The following is a 24,844-nucleotide window of genomic DNA, read 5'->3' on the forward strand; positions in this document are numbered from 1 at the left end:
TACTTATGGAGACTATATCATTATTTTTAATAGCTAAAATGCAAAGTTTTGTAAAAGTTTTATAGCGTTGTTTTTACTTTTTGTGCCTACTTGACGCGCGGTTTACTGGCTAAGATGCCCTGAACTTAATGACAGGGCACTAACAATGATAAACAGTGATATTCAACCTCCTCTATTATTTAGGCGCTCGGCTCTACGCCAAGCAATTTTAAGCTGTGTTTTAATTGGCGGTTCTTGTACTTTGATGGGTTTTTCCAACGTCAGCGCTGCAAATGAATCTGCAGCCAATATCGACAGATATGAGGCTCGTACTTTTATGGCGTTAGACCCGCAAACTTTATACGATATTTTAGAAAATACGCCGGGTGCAAATAGTCTTTTAAACGCACTGAACGACACGTCAGAAAATCGCGGTTTTGGTTCTGCGGGTGAGCAAATTTTAATAAATAGTAAGCGAATGTCGGGAAAAGAGAATAGCCTTGCTAAAGAGTTGGATAGTATTCAAGCACAGGACGTTGATTATATTGAGCTGATCCGTGGTACTCGGTCTGATTTAGATGTACAAAGTAACGGGTTAGTGATTAATGTGGTTCTTAAAAAAGACATAGAACCCTCTATTCTATGGACATTGGGGACGGTCAAAACGGCTGATATTAAACCCTATTCGAGGGGGTCATTGACGTATAGCGCAAGTATCGACAATTTTAAATATAGAGTGGGTATGAGCCATTCAGTGAATCCCACAGAAATAAGTTCAAGTGAGTATTTTACCTCTATTAATCAAGTTCATACACAGACAAATACTCGGGTGCGAGACAACATCTACACAACAAGTCAATTATCAGCCAAATTAGAATATGTATACTCTGATAAAACCTCAATGCAGCTCAATGGTATTTACGAAGAAATTAAAGTCGACGCAACCATCAGCAATGACGGTGAATACTTAGTGAAGAACACACAAGAGTATAAGGCCTTAGTTTATGATTGGGCTAGAGATAAGTGGGAAATTAGTGGAGATATCAGCCATGAGTATAATGATGATCATCAATTAAAATTACTGTTCATCAGTAATCGAGCGGACTCAGACGATAAAATTTGGCACAGTGTATCCAAAGGCGGCAATATATTGCTTCCTGACTACACATTGCCGCGCATATATACCTCAAAGGAAAATGTCTTACGCACCAATTGGCGCTATAAATTGAATCCACGTCATACTTTTGATTCGGGTTTTGAAGTCGCGATAAATGAACTTAATGAAGACTTACAGTTTATTCGTCAATCAGGCGCTACTTATCGTTCTACGGAATTGAATGATATTAAAGAAACCCGTTACGAAGCCTTTAGCAATTATAATTTTGCAATGTCTGCTGCGATTAACCTGCAATCATCATTGATATATGAGCGCTCAACCATAGACGTTGCGACTGACTTATTGTTAGTGAGCGACACATTACACAACGCACAAAGTGATACATCTCGCACGTTTAATTACCTTAAGCCACGTTTGAACTTAAGGTATGATTTAAATGAGATTTATCAAATGCGTTTTAATTACCAACGTACGGTGAGTCAGCTTGAACTGAAAGACTTTGTGCCCTGGTTTGACAGCTATGAATCTCGATTAGAAGAAGCGAACCCAGATTTAAAACCCGAAGTACGTGATGAGCTTTCATTCGCTTTTGAAAAGCAGTGGCAAAACACCAATGGCAGTCTTACTGTCACGCCTTATTATCATAAAATCAGTGATTTAATTAATGAGGTGTTATTAGCGAAGCGATCGGGTGACGGAAATATTGACAGCGCTAAAGAGTATGGCATTAAATTAGAAACAAATTTTGGGTTAGAAGCGCTTGGACTAAATAATACCTTGGTCAGTGCCAATTATACATGGCGAGAGAGTGACGTGGTGCACCCTTTTACGGGAGAGCGAGGGCCGATTGAAAGAGTGAGTAAAAATGAATGGCGTGTAAAGCTCAACCAAAATGACATTTTACCTGGGTTATCGTTAAGTTTAACACTCGAAGATAAGAGTCGTTATGAATTTTATTACTATGATTACCAAGGTAATGTTGACACTAAAATCACAGCAAATGCCTTTATTGATTACCAAATGACGAAGAACCTAAAACTGCGTTTAAAAGGCGATAATTTACTGAATGATAGGTACACAGTACATAAAGCACGTCATACAGCATTGTTTACTGAAAGTGATTTTTTAAGACAAGAGCGGCGTGACAATGAACGTGCGCCTAGGTTTTCATTAATATTAACAGGCCAATTTTAAGCTGTGTTTTTACCAAACGAGTGGCATGGAGCCGAGTATAAAGCGTGTGGAATAAAGTGCGTGTTAATACTATCAATGGAGTTTATGGATTAAAGGTGTGCGATAAACAGATACGCACCTTTTTTATAGTTTCATACCTGAGCAAACCAAAACGTGATGACCTTAGGCGCTAAAAGGAGGTAGCCAATAAGTTGGCTGTCAACAACATTGACCCTTTCGATATTCTGACCCTTTCGATATTAAGCGCTTTTAGCTGCCCTAATTTATTGTCGAACGTTTCGTCTTGTTTAATAAAGCAACAAACTAAAACAGGACCATTATGAAAAATAAAACAGGTTTATTAACCGGGGGGTTATGTGTAGCGCTACTCAGTGGCTGCAATTCGGACCCACAAGTATTACTAGGATACAGTGCAAACCAATTATGCTCGCGACATTTTATCTCGGATGAGCCCGTCGATTTTATAAAAAGTCGAGTGATCCCAGAAGCATTGGCAATCTTACCAGATGATACTCAAATACACGTCGATTCTGGTAATCATGAGGTTACTCTTTCAGCCGCGATAGGTAATGAAATAATAACGCGAACATCCGTTTATAGAGAAGGTTTTGGGTGTACTTTGTTATTTGATTTAACAAAAGAGCAATTACGGGCACAAACCGCTCATGTGAATACGCCAGAAGCTTCACCGAGTGCGCCGATTGATAAGGCGGTTAATTCAAACCTTACGCTAGATAAGTTTTTTAAGACGAATCAATATGATTACGCGTGGAGTGATAACACATTTGCCGTTGCCGTAATGCACAAAGGAAAGCTGGTCGCAGAGCAATATGACGACCATCATCATGGCGACACCCGAGTACTGAGTTGGTCAATGGCCAAAACGCTCACCGCATTAATGACCGGCGTTTTGATAGACCAAGGTAAGTTAGCGCTCAACCAAACGGTGTCTTTTGGCCAGCATGGCATGACCATTAAGAACCTGCTTAATATGAGTTCAGGCGTCAAATGGACCGAAACGCCAGACATTCATGGTTATGAAGACTTGGCACCGATGTGGTATTACCATGGTAACTCAGTTGAATATGTATCGGCATTAGGGAAAGAGTATACGCCAGGCAGTCGGTTTGAATATGCGACGGGAACCACGCAACTGCTTAGTTCAGCAATAAAAACAGCCTCAGGAGGAAGCTTTCAAACGGTGAATGATCTATACCAATCATACCTATTTAAACCTTTAGGGATCAATAATGCCGTCGTAGAGTTTGATGAAGCAGGTAACTTTCGAGGTGGCGCTCGTATGTTTTTGACCATTCATGATTGGCTAAAAATTGGTGAGTTATTTATCAATAAAGGTCGTTGGGGTGATCAACAGGTTGTGTCTGAATCTTGGCTTTCAGAGGTTATGATGTCGCCTAGTGTATCAAAACATTACGGTGCACAGCTTTGGCTTAATGATTTGCAGTTTTGGCTACCTAAATTACCAAAAGATACCGTATCTCTTCGAGGTCATCGTGGTCAGTATGTGATTATTATTCCTTCTAAACAGCTTGTGGTCGCACGTTTTGGCGCATACGGTTCGGTAGTAAATCAAAATATTGGACTTGCCAATAAACGCGTTTTTAGTGCTGTTGTGGATGTTTTAAAGCAACTAGAACAGTCGAACTAAATTGTATATAAAAGGGTTAGGATCAGAGAACCCTAACCTTTTTCTGGCTCAACATTGCTCAGATGCATGAGCCGTATTGATTAGAAGCGAACCAAGATGACTGAGAAACAGATTAAAACGACGTATATGTTTATTTATGTGCTCTGCGCGTAATTTTTTGGTTAGGGCACCTGTATATTTCTCTCTAAATACAATTTTGTTTATTTTGCATATAGTTTGCTTAATTTCCGCTTGGCTATAATTTGAAAGACCAATTACTGAAATTTTTGATGTATCTATGTTTGAAGAATCACTTAACCTTAAGGGGACTTCAGAACCAACGATCATCATTGTTTCATCTTCATAGCTCTCTCCAAGCATGGCTTTCATCGTTATAGCTGCCGGAATGTTGTAATTGTGCATGAGTGTGGTGGATGTCGTGTTTTCGCCATTGGTTTCAGTAACGGGTAAAATAAAAGGAACGAGCGTGCTGCCTGTTTCATTGGCAATGCTCTTAACGTCTGTATATGATTTTATATTCGCCCAATATGCTTTGAAAAGAGCTTGGTGTTTAGCATTGTCTGGGTCAATATGGGTAAGGAGTAAGTATAAGTAATAGGGTGCTGTAATGTTATTTAATTGACGCGGTGACGCGGGGAGTCGAAACACTAATGCATTGTAAAGCAAAATGGGTGAGCTTTCATTTGATGTTGCCGTTATTTCAGTTACTAAATTAATTTCGTTATCGAGCGCCATGACCTCTTTGGGTACACTCTCTGCTGACTGACTAGTTTCTATGTTTGAGCATCCATACAGCATATACATAGTGCCCATTATTAGAAAAATATAGGTTACCTTATTCATCATGATTCCCGTTTGGTTTTTGATTGTTTTTTCTAATTAATTTAAAGATCATATTGAATATGACATGAATGAGTGCAACTAAGAGAAATATCCCAAACACACGAGAAAAAAAGTCAGCCAAAGCGCCTGGCATGAAGATAAGGTATAAGCTGGTAAAAAATATCGTAGATAACACTAGTTTTGGTGGTAAATATACCAATATTTTTTTTAAAATCTCCATGTAGGAAGCTACTCCTTGTGTATCACATCGAATAGTGTGGCTAGCAACTCTTACTCTCTAATACGATTTGGCCTGCCTCTGAGTTTTGAATCAGAATGTTTAATCGCCAGCATGTTATTCAGTTGCAGTTGAGTTTTAACTCACGTAGCGAATCTCGTAACCACAATTCGCTTAAATGCATACAGTTCACTTTTAATCATAGACCACTTTAAGGTACCGTGAATTGATTTTATCTTTATATGCATCGGACTTGTTTAGCTACAATGAGGAATGTATGTAAGCGGCTAACGACAGCCGCTTTTTTGTAGTGAGCTGTGGATGCAGTTTACGCCACTTGATGCACGTGCTGCTGGCGTTTCGCCCAAAATGGGGCGTCACTCCAGCGTTGCTCTTTGTGATAAAAATGCTGCTTAAAACCTAAATATTCCTCAAATTGTCGGGCTAAATCTTGCTGATATATATGACTATTCTCATTAAAATTAGCAGGGCTTGTTGCGTTGCCTATGATGGTTGCTACTTGGCATCCAGAGGTCATGGCAAAACCCAGACCCATAGAGGAAATAGGGTCAAATGCGCATGCAGCATCTCCTACAGGTAAATAGTTTTTTATGTGACTAAATTGATTAAAGTGAGTACCGGCGGGTCTGATCCAAAGATTATCATCAATAAAATGTGCCCTCTCGACTCTTTTTGACATATATTTGCTGTGTTTGAGGTGCTGTTGCCACTGTGATTGACGATTTAACTTCATTTTTGAGATTGATTCAAAGTCGCTAAAGTAGGTAACGACAACCATCTGATCGGACAATGCGGCACTATACCACCAACCATACTCGTCACTTTCAATTAATTGAATTTGTTCAAATGATGTCGAGTCAGATTTATAAAAAGCCCCAACGCCAGTGAGTCTGTCGTGTTGTGTAACAGACGCACCTAATGATTTACTTAATGATGAATTTCGTCCTGAAGCATCCACCAGGTAATTGCACGTTATTGCAAACTTCCCATGTTCTGGATGATTCACTTCAACCACATAACGACCATCTTGTAATTGAGTGACCGCTTTGTGTTTAGTTCGAGGAAATACAGTGCCACCACGATTCAACACGGTTTCAAGGAGGGTTAAGTCAAATACCTCTCGGTTAACCTGAAAAGTTGCTCTGTCAGGGGCAAAGATAGCGTGCCGATTAGCGGATTTATCGCTGCCCCAAAAAGCACTGTTACCTTGAGTTGGCGTAAAACAGCCGGTGCCAAAATGAGACTTTGGCAGGCGTAAATAGTCTAATATTGGAAAAATGCTCTCTGAGACGCTCTCTCCCACTCGCAGCCGTTGTAAATCCGAGCTTTCGACTAATGTAACTGATAATTTGGTGTGATTAAGCAAGTTTAATGCGGTGCTGGCCCCTGCGGGACCAGCGCCAACAACCAGCACATCACATTCGTGTGCATGTATCATTTTATATTACCGTCTTGTACGAGTACCACTGCGCGGTACTGCTCTACCAGCCGGTTTGGCTGTGATGGGAGCAGACATTTTTTCTTCCATACTTTTAAGCAAGGCTTTTGCTTTTGAGCAGCCTGAAGAAAGGTGGCTTTTAACATCATCAGGGATGTAAAAAACAGGGATATCAGTGCCATTATCTTGTGGGTTACCAGTAATGTCTGAAACTGGCACGTCCTTATAAGCAAACAATTGGTGATTGCGTTCACTTTCAGTAAAAAATGGAAAGTTAGGTTCGCTCGTATTTTGATTACGAATAAACCCAAGCGCAGGCCAATGCTCTACCATTTGTACAAAACTGTTAATGCCACGGGCATAGTTTACTTGTTGGCCAGCAGGCAAGTGGGTGGCTGACTGATCGTCCACTTGATTGGTCAATACGTCCCACGGACTTTGAGGTGGCCACCAGTAACTGTAATAAGTCGGCGCAAGAGGGACCATACTTGGCTCTTCTGCTGTACCTTCATTCACTTTATTGACTGTTGGATCAGTGAAATTCACATTTTGAATGGTACAGTTGAAAAAGTCAGCCTGCCATGGGCAAGCCATGCGTTTGGTTAAATCACCAGGTTGGCACCCGCCACCTTCACACTCATCACGCTCTGGGTCTAAACCATTAGGGAAACCACTCCCTATACTTTGATCTTTAATGACATACGGCGCGGCGTAAATCACGGGGTTCTGCATGCTCCAAGTTACTTCGATACCTGGGCACATTGGCAAGCCGACACAATTACCAACACTGCCTTGGTCAGCATGAAATACACCAAAACTATCTTGTGCTGACGTGGTTGGCAGTGGTTTTTCATTTGAGAAACTCCCACTGGCCCATTGGCTTAATAAGAAATATTGAGTCTGAGTTAAGGTGAGAAACTTATCGACAATATTATCTTCGGCATTACTGACTGAATTGCTGCCAGAATTTACCGGCATTAACGGCAGGTGACCTTCAATCCCATGTTCAAACAGCTGTTGATTGGTTTGCTCAATTGGCGGTGTTTGTTGCACAGTTGCAGGGTTGACCGGTTTTCTAAAATAGTTGAAATAGGCAGACCTGTTGGCTTGATTTTCTTCGGTGTTGTCTTTGAAATCAAAAATATTAGAGACGAATGCCGACATAGATTGTACGTTTGATACCCATTGATAGCGACTAATTCGCTGTATTATTGGCTCAATATCACGATAGTAATTAGCTTGATATGACGGTTGAAATTCGCCATTGCTATACATTTCAGCACATAGATTTTGTTCACGGATAGCCACGTCGAACATGGTGTCGCTTAAGTTGGAAATATTAACGATTTCTGGGGCAAAATCAGGAGAGCCGACTATAACCCATGCTGATAACTTTAACTCTTGGCCATCGTTAAAAGTGATGGTGCAATAAACTGTGCCATCAGCAATATCATCATGCCAAGAGTCAGCTCCACCGTACGACTCAAGGGGTTCATTACCACCGGCATTACCGTAGCCACCGATGACAACTAAACGTCCTTCGTTGTCGGTGATTATATTACCCAAAGACTTAATTTCAGTCCCCTGACAAGGTTTTGGGGGAAAGCTGACTGGGTAATTGTTAGAGGCGCTCGCTTCATCAAAAATGGCTTTGGCATTGGCCCCTGTGATTGTTCTTGGTCCAGGGTCAATAATTAAACTGCGACGGTTGGTTTCACTGGCGTTGCGCCATGGTGTACGTCGATTACTGTAGCTGTTCTCTTCACCAAATAACAGATTACCTTGCAACTCATTAAATTCGTACCAAGCCGCCTTTTTATTCGCAATGTGCACAGTCCATGTGACCGCTTTGACGTTATCACTTGCTAAAGTGAGCTCGTTATTGTCTTCATCAATAATTTTAAATGGCTGGCCTTGTCTGCGGATCCGTCCTTCCTGATCCTTAAATTGATTTACTGGGCTATCGATTTTGTTGCCCCATTCATCGGCTTCAAAGGGCAAGCCACCAATTTGATCGGGTGCTAAATAGAATTGACCTTCGCTATTGCCTAATCTGGCGACGCCAACGGAAGGGTGAAGAGAATAGTTCATATTTATATCCTTTAGATATATTAACTACGGCATATAAAAAGCACCGGTTAAAAATGTTCACCAGGGCTTACTCATCATGCTGAAAAGCTTCAGCTGAGGAAATGAATGTAGCAGTAAAGTTGAAATATGGATATTTCATGGCATTACATGACACCACTTTATTAGTTGCAGAAAAAGACTAGTGGGTAAAATGGCTCAAGAACAGCTCCCTTTAGCATTTGAACTTTGGCGGGCGGGTAGTCCGCGGTTCAGGCATTATTTTATCAATCAATGGGGTGAACGCTTCTTAGCACAAGGAAAACTGGAGTTAGCTCAATTCACTTGGCAGCAACTTAGCAAGCTTTACCCTTATTCACCTTTTGCTTGGCATAAACTGAGTAAACTTGCCGTAAAGATGAATAACGCTGAAGTACAAAAAGTGGCGTTACAACAATTAGCTGATGCCATCAATCACTTTACGATTGACGACCATGCTTTGATTATGGCATTTATGATGCAGCATGATGCGATCTACCCCCAACTATCACTATGTGCACTTGAGCGTATAACCCACCAAATGCCAAATCATAAACAAGCTTGGCAAAAATTACATATCAATTATAAGCAGTTGGGGGAAAAGAGCTGGCCAAAAAAGCAAAGCTGGTGTTAAGCACACTCTAATTGATATGTGAAAGGGAACCATAAAACGGAATATGGGTGTTAGTTGAGGTTTTTTTTGATAATAAGGGGTTGGCATCACCATTTTGAAGTGATGAAACTTTTGCAATATCAAAAGTTTTTTGAATCACTAAGGATAGAGTGTAAAGAAATAAAAATAAGGACGTTATATAACACTTTTTATCATTCTGACCGTGTTAGATAAATAGAATTCTCTTTGAGGTAACGAGGTTTTTATGTATTGAATTCCTCAGGCTTTTGATTTCAATTGTTTTTATTTTTTTCATTGAGACATCAGTAAAAAGTCACTACAACCTCAAGTATTTTTCAACTGGCTGTTAGATTATGTTTTTTGATTTCATCATTAAATATTTATTTTTAGATTGAACTGGAATAGAGATGGAATTAACCGTTTCTTGTGAGGTATTACTTAGTGGACCATAGGCAACAGCAGGGGCAAGTGGCAAACGTACTGAATAAGTTCAATTAACAACGTATCAGTAAATAAAAAGGGAAATAGAATGGCCAGTAAACTAACAATTAAAATCTTGGTTATGACGACATTACTCAGCGTTGCGAGTAATGGTATTTTTATATCTACCGCCAACGCAGAAAGTCGCATTGCACCAGAGGTAACCAATGCGGAAAAATCACTGTCATTTTGGGATTTGCCTTATCTTAAGCAGGCCTATATTTCTGCGGCACCAAAAGATAGAAAAGAGGGGATTTCTGTTGGGCAATTGGGGGACAGAGTGGCTAAAAAAAATATTATTAAGTTAGCCGAAGAAATAGCGCAAGGTAAATACGGTCTTTATGACGGCTTGTTAATTAGTCACAAAGGTAAGCTGGTGTTTGAATCTTACTACCGACGAGGTCGTGTAAATTTGGCTGCAGGGCAGGCATCGGCAGCAAAAACTTATACCAGCTTGGCACTAGGTCGTGCAATTCAATTAGGCTATTTAAGCATGGCTGACTTAGACAAGCCGCTTGTCAGTTTTTTGAAAGACGTAGACACGACTAAGCTCGTTGCAGGGGCAGAAAAAATCACCCTGCATAAAGCGCTCACCATGCGTGGTGGTATTCGTGTGAGTGACGAGCAAGTGAAGGCATTGGAGGAGACGCCCGCCAAATTAAAAGGTCAAGGGCAAGTTCAAGCGTTACTTGAACACAGTACGCCTATTAATTCTGAGTCTCAGCGTTATTCATATGGTAATTTTAATCCGACCTTGGTGATGCAAGTACTGGATGCTGTGGTGCCAGGTACTGCGCAGAGTTTCATTAAAAAGGAGTTGTTGGATAAACTGGGGATCACCAACTATCGTTGGCAAAATGCAATCAGTGGCTTGCCCGAAGCGGGTTGGCGTGTGAGTTTAACGTCGCGCGATATGCTGAAATGGGGCGCTTTGCTTGCCAATAAAGGTAAGTGGCAGGGCGAGCAGCTTATTTCAATGGCCTACTTAAACAAGGGTACCCGTGGTATTGTACAACCTGCTGAAGCGTGGATCCCAAAAGCTTATCAGTATGGGTATTATATTTATCAAATGGATATACCTGTTAAAGGCAAAAGCTATAATGCCAATTTTGCTTGGGGTGGTGGGGGGCAATACATCATCACCATTGCAGAGCTTGATTTAATTGTGGTGATTAAAGGTCACGACCAGGAAGATAAGATCATGCCACATGCTTTAAAAACCATAGTTCCCGTGTTTGCTCATTAAACGTGTCAGAGTAAAAATCAATGAAAGAGGTCAACATGGTTGGCCTTATCTATTTAACCTCAGCTCTGGATAAGCGAATTTGCCCAATAAAGCTATTTTTCTCATTCTCGGCGTTGCTTTCATTTGTAATAGCCCGCTATTACTGCATAAAAGCGCCTTGATATTGAACAAAATATCATCATTGGATTGTACATAAGTTTATTTTCAAAACATTTTCTATTCCAAAACCCTTATCCAAATCTGAGGTTATTTATTGATATCTAATTGGTTTTGTATTTTTTCAAAAGCGGCTTTAAAGCGCGAACTAACAGAGGAGAAGTGCTTTTACTCATGGCGATATAAAGCTGGAATTCATTTGGATTAAACGTAAACACTTTCTTTAATAATTCGTACTGAAGGTCAGAGCTTTCTACGTGAGTTTTGATCATTGCATCAGTGGCGATAATTAAATCTATTCTTTTAGAAAACAACATTTCTATGTTTTGTTTGTTGGTCGTTGTTAAATACAAATCTAAATTTTGGTCAATGTTATTGTGTTTTAAATAATGGTGGGTACTGTCTTCTCTCGTTACAGCGATTGAGTATTGGTTGGCATCGTCAATGGTGTTAATTTTGACATGTGAATGCTCTTTCAGTGTCCATATATGTCCTTTAAGGGTGCTTATCGAACCTATCCAATGGAAAAGTTTCTCACGATCTTTTGTTCTTGCAATGGAGAATATAAGCACGTTCGGTTGCTCTAATGCGACCTTGTAAGCCCTTGCCAAGGGTATACTTCAATGGGCGCATTAAAGTTGACTTCAGCCATTATTTTTTCACTAGTCGTACTGCCACACCTTTAACAGGCTTGTTTTCCTCACTGATTTGAAAAGGCGGGAAGTGCTCTGTCACGACTCTGATTGATTGAGCGTTGGTCGTAACGTTTAAGCTGAAGAGTGTAATAGAAAGCACAAATAATTTGTTTCTCATTGTCACGGTTAAATGACCTTAATTGGATCAAGGGTACTATTTATTGTAGTTAAATCTATAGAGGTGGGATTTGTATGATTGATGCGGTTTCTTACATCATTGAACTTTAGCGTTTAAGGACGATCTTATCGGCAACGGTTTTCATTTTTTAAGTGCCGCTATAGTAAAAATGAAAGGTGTCGCCTTGTTTTTATTGCAACTGCCGCCTTTAAATGTTGACCTCCTTCATATTCTAGACAACCATATGATGTAACCTCCTAAAAGCGCATCATAATGTAACAGCAGGTAGTTTTATGAAATTTCAACGTCCTTGGGCGTCAGCTTTATTATTGTTAACGTGTATTGCTATTACCTTAACTTTTCATCACCACATTGCGAGTTTTTACGTTAAGCATGCGATTGATTCTGAGTTGGAGTTCTTGCTAGAAAAGCTCGAAACGCATGTGGGAGAAGCGATTGACATGAATGAGCAGTTTATGCGAGATCTCACTTTTGATTGTTCAGCATCTGATATTATGAAAATGCAGCGGGCGGCATTTACAAGTCCGCATGTGCGCTTATTTGAGATTCATACACAAAGTGGTAAACAATGTTCAAGTCATGGTAGGGCGGTTGAACAAAGCGAAGAAGACTCATGGCATACTCTGAAAGATAACGTGTTTATTGGCTCTGAGTTAAATAATATTACCCATACCCATGACCTTGCTGTGATTAATACAGCTCCTAATTACAAACTCATTGCCGATATAGAGCCTATTCATATCCCTCGGGCATTTTGTGATGAGTGTGCTGTATTAAAAGTTCAATTGAATAACCTCGATATTTTGGTGAGTGATATTGATAGTCAAACAAACGACTTGGCTTTGTCTTCTTTTATTTATTCAGATAAATATCCATTTTCTTTGTCACTGTCGGTGTCGAAAAACTATTTATCACCTGTAGAGCATTGGAGTGGTGCGATTAGTTTAGGCATTGGTGCAACTTTAGGGTTATTACTGGTTTTTGCTATGCAATGGTTGTTAAGTCAGAATCAAACTATGGAAGCTTTGATAAAGCAGGGACTGCAAGCGCATGAGTTCAAGCCATATTACCAGCCTATTTTACACTCTAAGTCGGGAAAAATAGTGGGCTGCGAGGTGTTAGTACGCTGGGTAAAAGAAGATGGCACGGTTATTCCGCCTTATCAGTTTATTCCATTTGCAGAAGATTCTGGTCTTATTATTCCAATTACCGAGCAGTTACTTTATCGAGTTGTACGTGATATTAAAAAGTTGAACTGGGCTGACACAGATAAGTTTATGAGTGTGAATATAGTACCTGAACATCTTTATAGTAATGATTTATATGATTATATTTTATCTTTAAAAACAGATGATAGCTGGAGTTTTAACAATTTATCGTTGGAGATCACGGAGCGCAGAAAAATTGAAGACTTACAGCAAGCTAAAGTGACTTTATCTAAATTCTACGAGATGGGTATTGAGCTTAAACTTGATGACGCGGGGACGGGTTATGGTGGATTCTCGTACGTACAAGAATTGGGTATTTCCACGATTAAAATCGACAAAATGTTTGTTGATGTGATTGGCACCGATGATATGAAAAGCTCGGTACTCTCGTCAATTATTGCGTTTGCTGAGGCATCATCTAAAAAAACCATTGCCGAAGGGGTTGAAACCAATGAGCAAGTGGAATATTTGGCCAAGCACGGCGTGTATAAAATACAGGGCTATGTTTATGCCAAACCCATGCCGTTTAATGAACTGGTGGAGTGGAAGAAGGTAGCTAAAAACCTCATTACGATGAAACATAGTTAACCTCAGGTTTGGATAAGGGTTTTGGAATAGAAAATGTCTTGAAAACAAACTTATGTACAATCCAATGATGATATTTTGTTCAATATCAAGGCGCTTTTATGCAGTAATAGTAGGCTATTACAAATGCAAGCAACGCCGAGAGTGAGGAAAGTCGCTTTATCGGGCAAATTCGCTTATCCAGAGCTGAGGTTAGTTAGTATTAAGTGGCTCGTTTTTAGCGATTCGTTCTACAGCTGAGCCAGGTTACGAAGTAACTTGGCTGAATACCTCGATATCATACATTTCCGAGTGGCCTAGATTTTCTACTTATCGCGTCACGTAATTTTTATAAGTTATTGAAAATTTGACTTTGTTTTTGTGGTGATTACCTAGAAATGCACCTTTCCCCTCCTTTGTTGAGCCCTTTTATAAGACGGTTACATTGATTACGTCACACAGTTATGTTTATCACTGGCAAGCACTGCGATTTTCCTCTGAAATGGCCTCTGTTTTATGATCACAGCGCCAGTTATTACTCTAAAAGTGACAAAAATGCTGCTGAGAAATAGCCGAAAAGCATAAATCGGCAAATATTTTAAACAAAATTGCAAAAAATCGTTCGAATAGGCCCATTGGAACGACAGTCGGACGCAATTGAGACATTGTTCATATCGAATCTTAATACTTGAACGGAAAATGATATGAAAATCTTTGAATGGCATGGCACACGCAACCAGTTACTTTCTTTATTGTGGGTTTTTTTAACTGTGAATTACATTTATTGCGATGTGTTTACATTACATCTGGCCCAATATCTAGAAGCATTTTTGTCGGGGGAAGTCGGTGATATGAAAATCACTGAAGAATTTTTACTCGCTTTTGCTGTTGTGTTGCAAATACCCATGATCATGATTGTTTTGTCGAGCACCTTAACTTTCAGGCTGAGCAAATATTGTAATATCGTTGCCGGGCTTATTACCACCTCAGTTCAAACCTATACCGTGACAATGGGCGGCACACTTCATTATATGTTCTTTAGCTTTTTCGAGATTTGTACGGGGTTACTCATTATTTATTTGGCAGTCACTTGGCAACAAGAGTCCGCAGAGTAGGTCGTTATAGCCGTATTTATGGAACATAAAAATGAAGAGAGAAAAAAATCAAAATATGCAACGTTTTTACGCAAGGCTTGCAGGGTTGTCTTATATTATTTTTACTGTGGCTGGATTAGTCAAAAACTTTTTGTTAGATACAGGGTTATCAGATATCAATGCGCTTGACGCAAATCGTATCTTTGCAAATGAAATGCATTTTCGCTTCGAAATTTTGGCAGAAATGGTGATGTTTCTGGGTGTAATGATGGCATCAGTGTCATTTTATTTTGTGTTGAAGAGTGTCAATAAACAGCTTGCGCAAACCGCTTTATGCTTGAGGTTAATTGAAACTGTTTTTGGTGGTGTTGCGGTTATTTTTAGTATGGCGATGCTGGCATTGTCGAGTAAAACGTATCTTTTAGAGATGTTTGATTTGGAGCAAGTGCATACGTTAGTACGTGTTGTTGCAAGCTTTAGAGCTCCAGCCTATGAATATAGTTGGATATTCATGGGAATAGCAGGCGTTATTACATTTTATTTGTTTTTTAAAACACGTTATATACCAAGAGCGTGGTCAGTATGGGGCATGTTTACATACACAAGCTTGATATTGTACCCGATAGCAAAGTTATTGGCCCCAATTCCCCACGAAGTAATGTATTTACTGATGCCAGGTGCGCTTTTTGAATTAGGCGTTGGTATTTGGTTGCTCACAGTGGGGATTAAATTGCCAAAAAGTGATGCTGATGCGTTAGACGTGAGTCAATTAGCAAGCAAAGAGTAATTCTCATTCGGTGCGACATGAATATAAATTGATTCATTGATTTGAGTTGCATGGTTTCAGTAACACGGTTTTAGTCACATGGGTGATCCTATTAGCTTTGATTTAAAGGTTAACCCACAAATGACGATATCATAAGATGTGGTTATCAGGAGCTACCCAATAGCTTAAGACACTTTGATGAAGTGAATGCTATTGGGAACACACTGCCGGTGGACCATTATGCTATTTGACTTTACAATTACGTTTGTAAAGTCAAAAGCGCATACCTGGTAACAAAATGGTCAACCTTTTACCCACAATTTTATACTCCGCCATGATGGGCATGGCAATATTTGCTTTGGTAGAAGTTTTTAATAAACCAAAGCAAAGACACACCTTTTTTTTGAAAGGGTTGTTGTTATTGCTATTGATACATTTAGCGGGGGAGCTATTTATCTATTCTGGGGCTTATGTTTACGCACCTGCATTGGCGGGTGCTCAATTTCCGTTTCGGGCGTTGCTGGGACCGGCATTATATTTTTATGCCCATGCGATGATGTCACCCGCTAAACCCCTGGGTAAGCGGCTTTATTTTTTGGCATCAGTTGGACCCGTTTTAGTTGTATTGCTCATGCTGCCCTTTATTTTTACGATAAGCCCTGCTGAAAAATTGGCGCTGGCAACACCGTCGACGCGGGATCCTGAGCTTTGGAAAATAGCGGTGTTTACCTGTTTGTCTACGACATTTGTTTTTATCGCATTTACGGCTTTATTTTTAGCAATGGCGTATAAGCTCCACAATAGGCATTGCCAGCAGTTGATGGAACGCTTTTCTGACATTGAGCAACGAGCAGTGGGGTGGTTTAAAGTTGTACTGCTTATTTGGGGCGTTGTTTGGTTTATGTATGCTGTTGAGTTTGCTTTGGGCGCGCTGGGGTGGCGTTGGTTTGGCTCAGGTATTGTGCTGCCTATTTTTGAAGTGATTGCACTGGCTATTTTTGTGCAAAAAGCCTTGGGCCAAAGGGGGCTGCATAGCGCAGAGCAAGGTTTACCACGTACGAGTCAAGGTAGAGCTGCGTTACTCAGCGATGAAAAAATGCAACGGATTGCGTCAAAACTTGAGCAGTCGATGAAAGAAGATAAGTTGTTTTTGCACAATGACTTATCTTTAAATAAGCTCTCAGAGTCGATTGCTGAAACCGAAAACCATATATCAGAAACCCTGTCTCAGCTTTTACAGACTAACTTTTTTCAATTCGTGAATGGTTTTCGCGTTGAAGAAGCAAAAGCTGAATTGAAAGATAAGGGGAAACTCGTGACTAATATTGCCTTAGATGTGGGCTTTAACTCTAAATCGACATTTAATACCGCATTTAAAAAGGTGGCCGGATGTAGCCCATCGGCCTATCGCAATTTACTCAATGACAATAAGCCAGACATGCTTTAAACATGCCTTGTTATCGTTATTTAAAAAGGTGTGTCTGGGTGTATAAGGTAAGCAGCTTTGATAGGACTTAAGCTATATGATTCATGGTTTAGTTTTATCTTTTTGTATAAGCGTATTTGCACCATACCAAGCGGCAATAGAGTAACAGATGACGAATGGCAGGGGTTCTACGCTCAGCCACAAGAACAAGTCTGACCATGAAGCAAAGGCCAGCGTTTGACCAAACTCATGCTCATATTTGGTAACGCCAACCAATAAAAATGTGATAACAGCCACTTGCAAAGTGTGCATGACTTTAAAGCGATGAGCACTTAGCCTATTAACAAACGGTGCTTGCTTGTTTAGAGTGATCCAGCGCAGGGCATAGATTAAAACGAAAAACCACACCGTTATTTTTAAGATATTGGTATCAAGTGAATAGAGAAGATCGATATTATCGGACTCCAGATAGTCAAAAAACGTAAAAATAATGAACTGTACAAAAGACGTTAACGCACTGAATAAAATGATTTTAAGCACGATGTTCCTTTTTATTTTTGAAATAATGTAATATCCGTCCCTTTTCTTGTCAATCGCTGGTTTCTAGCTTGTGCTTTATGAGGTGCTGAATATTAAATTGTTGTTTTTCGGTGATTGGAGAAAGTTTTAAGGTATGCAACCGGTATTGCTATTGAAATGATTGTGTTGAAGAATTTCGCTTATTATAGGCTCAAGTATCTAGGAAGATAAAGGCATCAATGTGCTAAAAAGCCTTATTAGAGCAGTGCGTATATCATTGTTGAATCTCGATCTACTGGTGATGCTATTGATATTGACGGGCGGAAAATGAAGTTGGGATGAGCTTTCAGATTAGCGTGTACAGAATAACGACGGCTATATAGCCTTGATAAGGCTCAACGCATGTTTTTCATGTTGAGCCTGTTGAAGAAATACACATAAAACAGGGTTTAGCTGTATTAGTTAAATTGTATTGCTAAGTTGTATCGTTAAGCCGATAATTCTTTTCTGATGATCTCGGCACCAGCACTTAACGCGTTCAGCTTTCCTCTCGCGACGGTATGCGACAGAGGGGCCATACCACAGTTTGTACATGGGTAGAGTTTATCGGCATCGACAAACTGCAGGGCTTTTCTGAGTGTATCAGCGACTTCCTCTGGAGTTTCAATGGTATTACTGGCCACATCAATCGCACCGACCATCACTTTCTTGCCGCGAATGAGTTCAAGCAAGTCCATAGGCACATGGGAATTGTGACACTCCAATGAAATAATATCGATATTTGATTTTTGTAGTTTTGGAAACGCTTCTTCATATTGACGCCATTCAGACCCAAGTGTTTTTTTCCAGTCTGTATTGGCTTTTATGCCATAGCCGTAACAAATGTGCACAGCTGTTTCGCATTTTAGCCCTTCGATGGCTCGCTCTAGTGTGGCAATGCCCCACTCATTGACTTCATCAAAGAATACGTTAAATGCGGGTTCATCAAATTGGATGATATCGACACCAGCTGCTTCCAACTCTTTGGCTTCTTGGTTGAGTATTTTTGCAAATTCCCATGCCAGCTTTTCGCGACTTTTATAATGGGCATCATACAGGGTGTCTATCATGGTCATCGGGCCAGGCAATGCCCACTTGATTGGTTGCTTGGTTTGCTGCCGTAAAAATTTGGCATCTTCAACAAAAACGGATTTTTGGCGACTAACAGGGCCAACAACGGTTGGCACACTCGCATCGTAGCGATCGCGTATTTTAACGGTTTCACGTTTTTCGAAATCTACGCCGTTGAGGTGCTCAATAAAGGTTGTCACAAAGTGCTGACGGGTTTGCTCGCCATCACTGACAATATCTATCCCAGCGTGTTGTTGATCTTGTAATGACAATCGCAAAGCATCTTGTTTGCCAACAATGAGCTCGTTGTCTTGCAATTTCCAAGGAGACCATAATGTTTCAGGTTCTGCAAGCCACAAAGGTTTAGGTAAACTGCCCGCAGTTGAAGTCGGTAATAATGTTTTCATAATTGATGATGTCGCATATATTGGATTAATGACTGAGCGTAAACTATTTCGCAGTATCGCCACGCCATGAAGGCGTGGGTTTATTGTCTGTACTTACAGCGCGTAACTCTGAGACCACTTATCAAGCACATTTTGATGTGGCTTTATAAAGTGCTCTTCAGCAAATTTACCTTGTTCACTGGCTAATCTACTGCGCTCTTCTCGGTCATAAACAATCTGTGTTAATGAATGATCTAAGTTTTTCAAATTTGGCTTATACGATGTACCCGCAGCCGCATTTGCATTGTAAATTTCTGGTCTGTAGATTTTCTGGAACGTTTCCATTGTGCTAATGGTGCTGATCAGCTCAAGGCTTGTGTAGTCATTTAGCAAATCACCAAAGAAGAAGAATGCCAAAGGTGCAACACTGTTTGGTGGCATGAAGTAACGCACCTGTAAGCCCATTTTCTTGAAATACTGTTCCGTCAAAGACGATTCATTAGGTAGATATTCAACGCCGAGTACTGGATGCTGGTTTTCAGTGCGATGATAAGTTTTATTATCTGAAACACTGAGGCATATCACGGGCAGTTTTTTGAAATTTTCTTTATACACTTGTGAATTTACAAAGTACTGAAAAAGTTTGCCGTGTAGCTCGCCGAAGTTGTCAGGGATGCTGAATTTAGGCTGATCTTTATTGTACTGTTGGAGCAACACGCTAAAGTCGTAATCTCGAACATAAGAAGAGAAGTTATTGCCAACAATACCTTCAATACGCTTATTTGTTTTATGGTCGATGATGTGGGTTTTTAAGATTTCAATCGATGGGAACGTTTGGCCACTGCCTTCGATATCCATGTTTACCGACACGATTTCTAGTTCAACTGAGTAACGGTCTCCTTTGGTGTTATCCCAGTTGGCCAATGCATTAAAACTATTATCAATCATTTTTAACGCGTTACGTAAATTGGCTTGACGATGACTGCCTCTCGCTAAGTTAGCAAAGTTGGTGGTGATACGCGTATTGTCAGATGGGTGATAATTTTCGTCGAGACTTATGCTCTTAATCGTAAATGTAAATTCTTTGTTCATGATAATCTGGTATCCAATTTTTGAGATAAAACCTGAATTAGTTGATTGCTCTTGTTGTGCTTTCCAATCTACCTATCTGATTTAATCAGCGAGTAATTTAAACCGTGTGGTCTATTTAGCGTATGTGCCTTATTGAGCATCAACGGTTGTCTTGCTTTGCGTTAAGAGCATGGCATTATTTATACGTGCTTAGATGCATGAAGAAAAATGGTTTAATTTCAGATACAACATGAGTCATATTCAAGGTGCAACTAAATCGAAAAAGGTCAGCCAGAATACGCATGAAACTGAGTATTAAAACACTAAAATCCCACCTAAAAGTCTGGGTGTCTAGATGGTTAGGTGTCCTTGTTGTGTTTTTTTCATATAAAACATTAATAAAATTCAAGAGTTATCATAATCAAATGTTAAATCGGGCCTTAGATATATTGATATACTCAAAATGGATGTGGTGAGCTGAGGATAAAACTTAAGCGCCATAGTTGGCTTACATGGTGTTGGTTGAGGTGTTTATGTCTTGAATCATTTTCATGATGATAATTTGATAGTTTACGAAAAGGTTTATGATTGGCCGCATGTTTCGTGAATTGTGATACCAGCCTCATACTGAGTTTGCCGCTAAAGAGCACAGTCATGTTGCGTGATTGCCCTTGAACTATAATTAGAGATGAATGGAATGAGTGAATTAATATTGTTGATTGTGTATTGTGCCATACTCGGGAGCGGAGTTGGCTTTCTTGCTGGGTTGCTAGGTATTGGTGGGGGGCTGGTTATTGTACCAATACTGAGCAGTATTTTGCTCTACTTAGCGGTTTTACCACCTGAGCAAGTGGTTATCGTTGCAATCGCGACGTCATTGGCATCGATATTATTCACCTCGACTTCTTCCGCAATAGCACATCATAAAAATGGGAATGTCCCTTGGGATTTAGCGCCTTGGATCATGACAGGTGTTGCCCTAGGCGCGCTGATCAGCGGTTTTATGGCTGCGCTGCTACCAGAGCAAGCTGTTCGCATCATTTTTGCTGTCAGTGTGGTACTCATTGCGGTAAAAATGTTTGTAAGCAGCACTAAAAAAGACACAGCTAAAACGCGGAAAATACCACATAAAGGGGTGTTAACCATTTTTACCACGATTACCGGTGGGCTATCTGCCATGATCGGCATTGGTGGTGGCGCATTGTTAGTCCCTTTATTGACCTTCTTTTCTCTGGATATGAAAAAGGCCATTGGCTGTGCGTCTGCGTGCGGGATTGTTATCGCATTGTTTGGTTCGATAGGTTATATCAGTTCTGGTAGCACACACTTCTCATTGGAAGATGGCTTTGCAGGATTTGTTTATTTACCAGCTTTATTGGGGATCGTGTGTACGTCTTGGTTTACCGCGCCTCTAGGCGCAAAAGCAACGAATCATTTACCTGTGCCGACAATAAAGAAGATCTTCGCAGGGTTATTGGTTGTTATGGCGGCAAATATGATATTGAGTTAATAGCCGAATTAAAGTCAAAGAGGCTGGGAAGCGCCTCTTTGATAGGTGAGCTTGTTGTCTGTGTTTCACCATAATTAGGGAGGATTAAGCTGCAAGAAGAACAGCATTTCCCAATAAGATGTAGCTTAACTTAAGCAGATAACTTTTTATCAACGTGATATTAAAAAACCAATAAATGTCGAGCAACATGAGTTATAAACTCACACCTACTTTTGCTACTAAAAATAAGTTTACCCCCATGATTGGCATCATCATAATGCCTAACATAACTTGACGATTACTTAAATCTTTGGGCTGCAGCGTTACCGTGTTTATTAATGATGCACGCTAGCTAAGGAATTGCTTCAATGCACCATGAATGGGAGCGGTAAAAGTGTCTTTGACGGAAAGTATACATGAGTGTAGCGCTATATTTAATTAAACCCCTGTGTAAATTATTTGTTTTTTAAATGTAACTTAAATGTATTTGTTTTTTCTGTATTGAGCACTACGCTGAAAGGGCAACGTTCAGTATAGGGATATTTTTTATCACTCAACTGTGGTTGCTTAGCCTTGGTTTACTTATGTAAACCATTACATATATGGATATGGAGTTTTTATAATGAAATTTATTACAAGTTTATTGCTAGGCGCATTGGCCGTCCCTGCGTTTTCTGCTATCAGTGCACCCGAATCGTACGGTGTCTTATTTTTAGATAGAAGTGGGTCTATGATGACACAAAGACCTGACGGCCAATCACGATGTGCTTTCTCAAAACAGCAAGCGATTAATAAAGTGACACAATTCTTTTTGGATAGTTCAATTAACGGTCAAAAATTGAATGTAAAAACGTTTAGTAACGGCGGGCAAATTCAGTCCATTTCAAGTGGCTTTGTTGATTTTACGTCTGCTTTTATGGCGCTCCAGCAGCTGGATAGTGAAGGCTGTACAGGGTTGACCGCACTTGCAGAAGCGATGTGTGATGGCGCAGATGAGCTTCGCAATAATTTTTCGGTTGAAGCGAGTCAAGGTGCTCTTTTACGCGTGTATGGGTCTACCGACGGGGATGAAAATGCGAGCCCTGTGGCAAACTGTGGCGGGTCAAATTGGCAAGCACAAGTTACTTCAAAGTACTTTCTAGAGTTACCACAAGTACAGTTTAATGCAACGATTTACACAGGCACGGTGCAAAACATTGTTAATGTAAACTCAGCAGTTGCTATTGATGCGTCAGCGAATGTGAGTTCACAAAAATTAAATGCGCAAAATATTCCGACATTTGAGTTTTTGAAGCAACTAGCCACTAAAACAGGTGGGAAAGTTGAGCTGGTGAGCGACACTGATGGTGGCTCAGGGCAGTGGTAAATAGAGCTGTATTATATTGATTCACCCTAAGTGAAATAACGCCAGCTTTGTAAAAAAAGGTGGCGTTTATCATTGTATGTGTGTTGCGAATGCGGCATGCATTTTTTGGCTCACAATAGGCACTAATGCTTAATTACATAGGCGTGTTTTTATTGACACAGTCCTATGTAAAGCAAGCCGTTTTTTCTCACGTAATTTACTACGTATTGTTTAGCTTAAACTTGAAACATATTCAGGTTTTTATGTAAATCAATGACACTTTTAGCGATACTTTCACTGGCATCCGCGGTATTTTTAGTTTCATTATTAGTTACTTCAGCTACTTCTCTGATACTCTCTAAGCTCTGATGAATTTCTTGAGCAACTTCATGCTGTTGTTCAGCAACTGATGCAATCTGTTGGTTTAAATCTGCAATTTCACTTACGGACTCAGCAGCCAAAGAGAACCGTTGGGCAGACTCGGTACTTCTGGTGAGGCACTCTTGTGCACTGTCTGTTCCTTTATTCATACTGTTAATGGCATTTTGGGCTTCCGCTTTTAAACGCTCTATCAATTGTTGTATACCAACGGTGGATTCTTGCGTTCTTTTTGCTAGAGATCTTACTTCGTCGGCTACAACTGCAAACCCTCGCCCAGTTTCACCTGCTCGAGCAGCTTCAATTGCGGCATTCAATGCCAGTAAGTTTGTTTGCTCTGCAATGCCTTGAATTGAGTCGAGTACCACTCCTATATTGTTGGTTTCTGCAACTAAGTTTTCAATAACAGATGAGGCTTCGGCGACTTCATCAGCCATATTAGTGATCACATCTTGAGTGGCAATGGCTTCTTTATGACCATCAAGTACGCGTTGTTTTACCGTGTCAGTTACGGTTGATGCATTACTAGCGTTTTGTGCGACTTCTTTGGTGGTGATGTTCATTTGGTTAATAGATGCCGCGACATTTTCAATATCTTCTCTTTGTTTTTCAACGTTATTAAGCGTGCGTTGCATTGCGACAAGCGCGCTCTCACTTGAACGTCCTAGACTTTCAGCGCCTAAATTGACTTGGCTGATCATACTGCTAAGTACTGATAAAAAGTGATTAAATGCGCCTGCTATGGCACCAGTTTCATCTTTGGATGAATCATCCATTTTTATGGTCAGATCACCGTCCCCACTTGCTATTTGCGTTAGCCTGCTTGTCATAGTTTGGATAGGCTTACGGATCGCATTGGCAATAACAAATGGTAAAATTAATCCAATACCGCTAGCAAAAACAAAAATAACTAGCATCCACTTAATGGCCTCTTGTTCATCATGCTCGGCTTTTAATGCACTCTTTAAAGTAAAGTTTTGCACCTTGTCTAATAGCTCAATTAATTTTTTATCAAGCTGGTCTTCCAATTCTTCAACATCATGAGATTGCTTTAACATAGCCGTTATTTGACCATTGCTGCCCAGATCCATTACGTCATCGACTTTAACAATGAGCGTGCTGTAAATCGCGTCTACCTTTTTTAACTCGTCAAACAGCGCTTTAAACTCTGTTTTGGCTGCATCGGAATGGAGCAGGGGAATGGCGGTTTCAATAAAATTTTCTACTTCAATGATTTCTTTTTCCGTTTTTCTTATCAAGCTTTTCGCATCATTTATCGCTTGATCAAACGTAGCACGATCTTCCATGCCTTGTTCATACCTAATGGCTTTTATCATCGCCCGCTCAAAGAGAATGGCTTGCTCTAGTTGGTGTTCGGTCACATTGGTGATCAGTTTCGTTAATGGGATATCTTCCTCTGCAATATCCATCAATGACTTGCCAATTTTGTCCATTTGAGCTATGGAATAGATGCCCAAAATGATCATTAGAAAAAGCTGGGTAAAACCGAGGAAATAGATTTTTTTGCCTATATCAATGTTATTTAGCATGGCT

19 protein-coding genes are annotated in these 24,844 nt (G+C 40.2%); 10 read left to right on the plus strand and 9 right to left on the minus strand.

Features of this window, described 5'->3' with window-relative positions; genetic code table 11:
* Nucleotides 1-145 precede the first annotated feature (145 nt).
* Both PAUR_RS03430 and PAUR_RS03435 read left to right on the plus strand, forming a co-directional pair.
* Nucleotides 146-2,290, plus strand: coding sequence for a TonB-dependent receptor plug domain-containing protein (locus PAUR_RS03430; protein WP_192506418.1), 2,145 nt, complete (start codon nt 146-148; stop codon nt 2,288-2,290).
* Between the two features lie 319 nt (nt 2,291-2,609).
* Entirely contained in the window at nt 2,610-3,959 is a 1,350-nt protein-coding gene (locus PAUR_RS03435; RefSeq protein WP_192506419.1) for a serine hydrolase domain-containing protein, read from the plus strand.
* A gap of 48 nt (nt 3,960-4,007) precedes the next feature.
* On the opposite strand, the gene PAUR_RS03440 is transcribed toward PAUR_RS03435, so the two are convergent.
* The 4 genes from PAUR_RS03440 to lodA form a co-directional block, all read right to left on the minus strand.
* Entirely contained in the window at nt 4,008-4,805 is a 798-nt protein-coding gene (locus tag PAUR_RS03440; protein WP_192506420.1) for a hypothetical protein, read from the minus strand.
* Nucleotides 4,795-5,022, minus strand: coding sequence for a hypothetical protein (locus PAUR_RS03445; protein ID WP_192506421.1), 228 nt, complete (start codon nt 5,020-5,022; stop codon nt 4,795-4,797). The genes PAUR_RS03440 and PAUR_RS03445 overlap by 11 nt, the downstream gene beginning before the upstream one ends.
* 325 nt (nt 5,023-5,347) lie before the next feature.
* Nucleotides 5,348-6,478, minus strand: a complete 1,131-nt coding sequence (gene lodB, locus PAUR_RS03450) for a lysine-epsilon-oxidase maturase LodB (protein ID WP_192506422.1) — start codon at nt 6,476-6,478, stop codon at nt 5,348-5,350.
* A gap of 6 nt (nt 6,479-6,484) precedes the next feature.
* Nucleotides 6,485-8,569: a CTQ-dependent lysine 6-oxidase LodA gene (lodA, locus tag PAUR_RS03455; protein WP_192506423.1), complete on the minus strand. Its 2,085-nt coding sequence runs from the start codon at nt 8,567-8,569 to the stop codon at nt 6,485-6,487.
* 190 nt (nt 8,570-8,759) lie between these two features.
* Between lodA and PAUR_RS03460 the strand changes: the two genes are divergently transcribed.
* Nucleotides 8,760-9,218, plus strand: a complete 459-nt coding sequence (locus tag PAUR_RS03460) for a hypothetical protein (protein ID WP_192506424.1) — start codon at nt 8,760-8,762, stop codon at nt 9,216-9,218.
* Nucleotides 9,219-9,747: 529 nt separating this feature from the next.
* Complete coding sequence (locus PAUR_RS03465) at nt 9,748-10,944, plus strand: serine hydrolase domain-containing protein (RefSeq protein WP_192506425.1); 1,197 nt, start codon at nt 9,748-9,750, stop codon at nt 10,942-10,944.
* 260 nt (nt 10,945-11,204) lie between these two features.
* On the opposite strand, the gene PAUR_RS03470 is transcribed toward PAUR_RS03465, so the two are convergent.
* Nucleotides 11,205-11,711: a substrate-binding periplasmic protein gene (locus PAUR_RS03470; protein ID WP_192506426.1), complete on the minus strand. Its 507-nt coding sequence runs from the start codon at nt 11,709-11,711 to the stop codon at nt 11,205-11,207.
* Nucleotides 11,712-12,206: 495 nt separating this feature from the next.
* Between PAUR_RS03470 and PAUR_RS03475 the strand changes: the two genes are divergently transcribed.
* The 4 genes from PAUR_RS03475 (at nt 12,207) to PAUR_RS03490 (ending at nt 17,013) form a co-directional block, all read left to right on the plus strand.
* Entirely contained in the window at nt 12,207-13,730 is a 1,524-nt protein-coding gene (locus PAUR_RS03475) for an EAL domain-containing protein (RefSeq protein WP_192506427.1), read from the plus strand.
* Between the two features lie 680 nt (nt 13,731-14,410).
* Nucleotides 14,411-14,821 carry a DUF6326 family protein gene (locus PAUR_RS03480; RefSeq protein WP_225738274.1) on the plus strand — a complete coding sequence of 137 codons (411 nt, stop codon included), beginning with the start codon at nt 14,411-14,413 and terminating at the stop codon, nt 14,819-14,821.
* Between the two features lie 31 nt (nt 14,822-14,852).
* Nucleotides 14,853-15,587: a DUF4386 domain-containing protein gene (locus tag PAUR_RS03485; protein WP_192506428.1), complete on the plus strand. Its 735-nt coding sequence runs from the start codon at nt 14,853-14,855 to the stop codon at nt 15,585-15,587.
* A 277-nt stretch (nt 15,588-15,864) separates the two neighbouring features.
* Nucleotides 15,865-17,013 (plus strand): helix-turn-helix domain-containing protein, encoded by a 1,149-nt coding sequence (locus PAUR_RS03490; RefSeq protein ID WP_225738275.1) that lies wholly within the window; start codon nt 15,865-15,867, stop codon nt 17,011-17,013.
* Nucleotides 17,014-17,094: 81 nt separating this feature from the next.
* Here PAUR_RS03490 and PAUR_RS03495 read toward each other — a convergent pair whose 3' ends face one another.
* The 3 genes from PAUR_RS03495 to PAUR_RS03505 form a co-directional block, all read right to left on the minus strand.
* Complete coding sequence (locus tag PAUR_RS03495) at nt 17,095-17,532, minus strand: hypothetical protein (protein ID WP_192506429.1); 438 nt, start codon at nt 17,530-17,532, stop codon at nt 17,095-17,097.
* A gap of 467 nt (nt 17,533-17,999) precedes the next feature.
* On the minus strand, nt 18,000-19,028 hold the full coding sequence (locus PAUR_RS03500) for a methionine synthase (protein WP_192506430.1): 1,029 nt from the start codon (nt 19,026-19,028) through the stop codon (nt 18,000-18,002).
* Between the two features lie 93 nt (nt 19,029-19,121).
* Complete coding sequence (locus PAUR_RS03505; protein ID WP_192506431.1) at nt 19,122-20,099, minus strand: DUF1852 domain-containing protein; 978 nt, start codon at nt 20,097-20,099, stop codon at nt 19,122-19,124.
* Between the two features lie 676 nt (nt 20,100-20,775).
* On the opposite strand from PAUR_RS03505, the gene PAUR_RS03510 reads away from it, so the two are divergent.
* Nucleotides 20,776-21,588, plus strand: a complete 813-nt coding sequence (locus PAUR_RS03510; protein WP_192506432.1) for a sulfite exporter TauE/SafE family protein — start codon at nt 20,776-20,778, stop codon at nt 21,586-21,588.
* A 601-nt stretch (nt 21,589-22,189) separates the two neighbouring features.
* Nucleotides 22,190-22,933 carry a vWA domain-containing protein gene (locus PAUR_RS03515; protein WP_225738276.1) on the plus strand — a complete coding sequence of 248 codons (744 nt, stop codon included), beginning with the start codon at nt 22,190-22,192 and terminating at the stop codon, nt 22,931-22,933.
* A 215-nt stretch (nt 22,934-23,148) separates the two neighbouring features.
* Here PAUR_RS03515 and PAUR_RS03520 read toward each other — a convergent pair whose 3' ends face one another.
* Nucleotides 23,149-24,840, minus strand: a complete 1,692-nt coding sequence (locus PAUR_RS03520) for a methyl-accepting chemotaxis protein (RefSeq protein WP_192506433.1) — start codon at nt 24,838-24,840, stop codon at nt 23,149-23,151.
* Between the last annotated feature and the right edge of the window lie 4 nt (nt 24,841-24,844).

The sequence above is a fragment of the Pseudoalteromonas aurantia 208 genome, from assembly GCF_014858725.1.
GTDB classification, from domain to species: domain Bacteria; phylum Pseudomonadota; class Gammaproteobacteria; order Enterobacterales; family Alteromonadaceae; genus Pseudoalteromonas; species Pseudoalteromonas aurantia.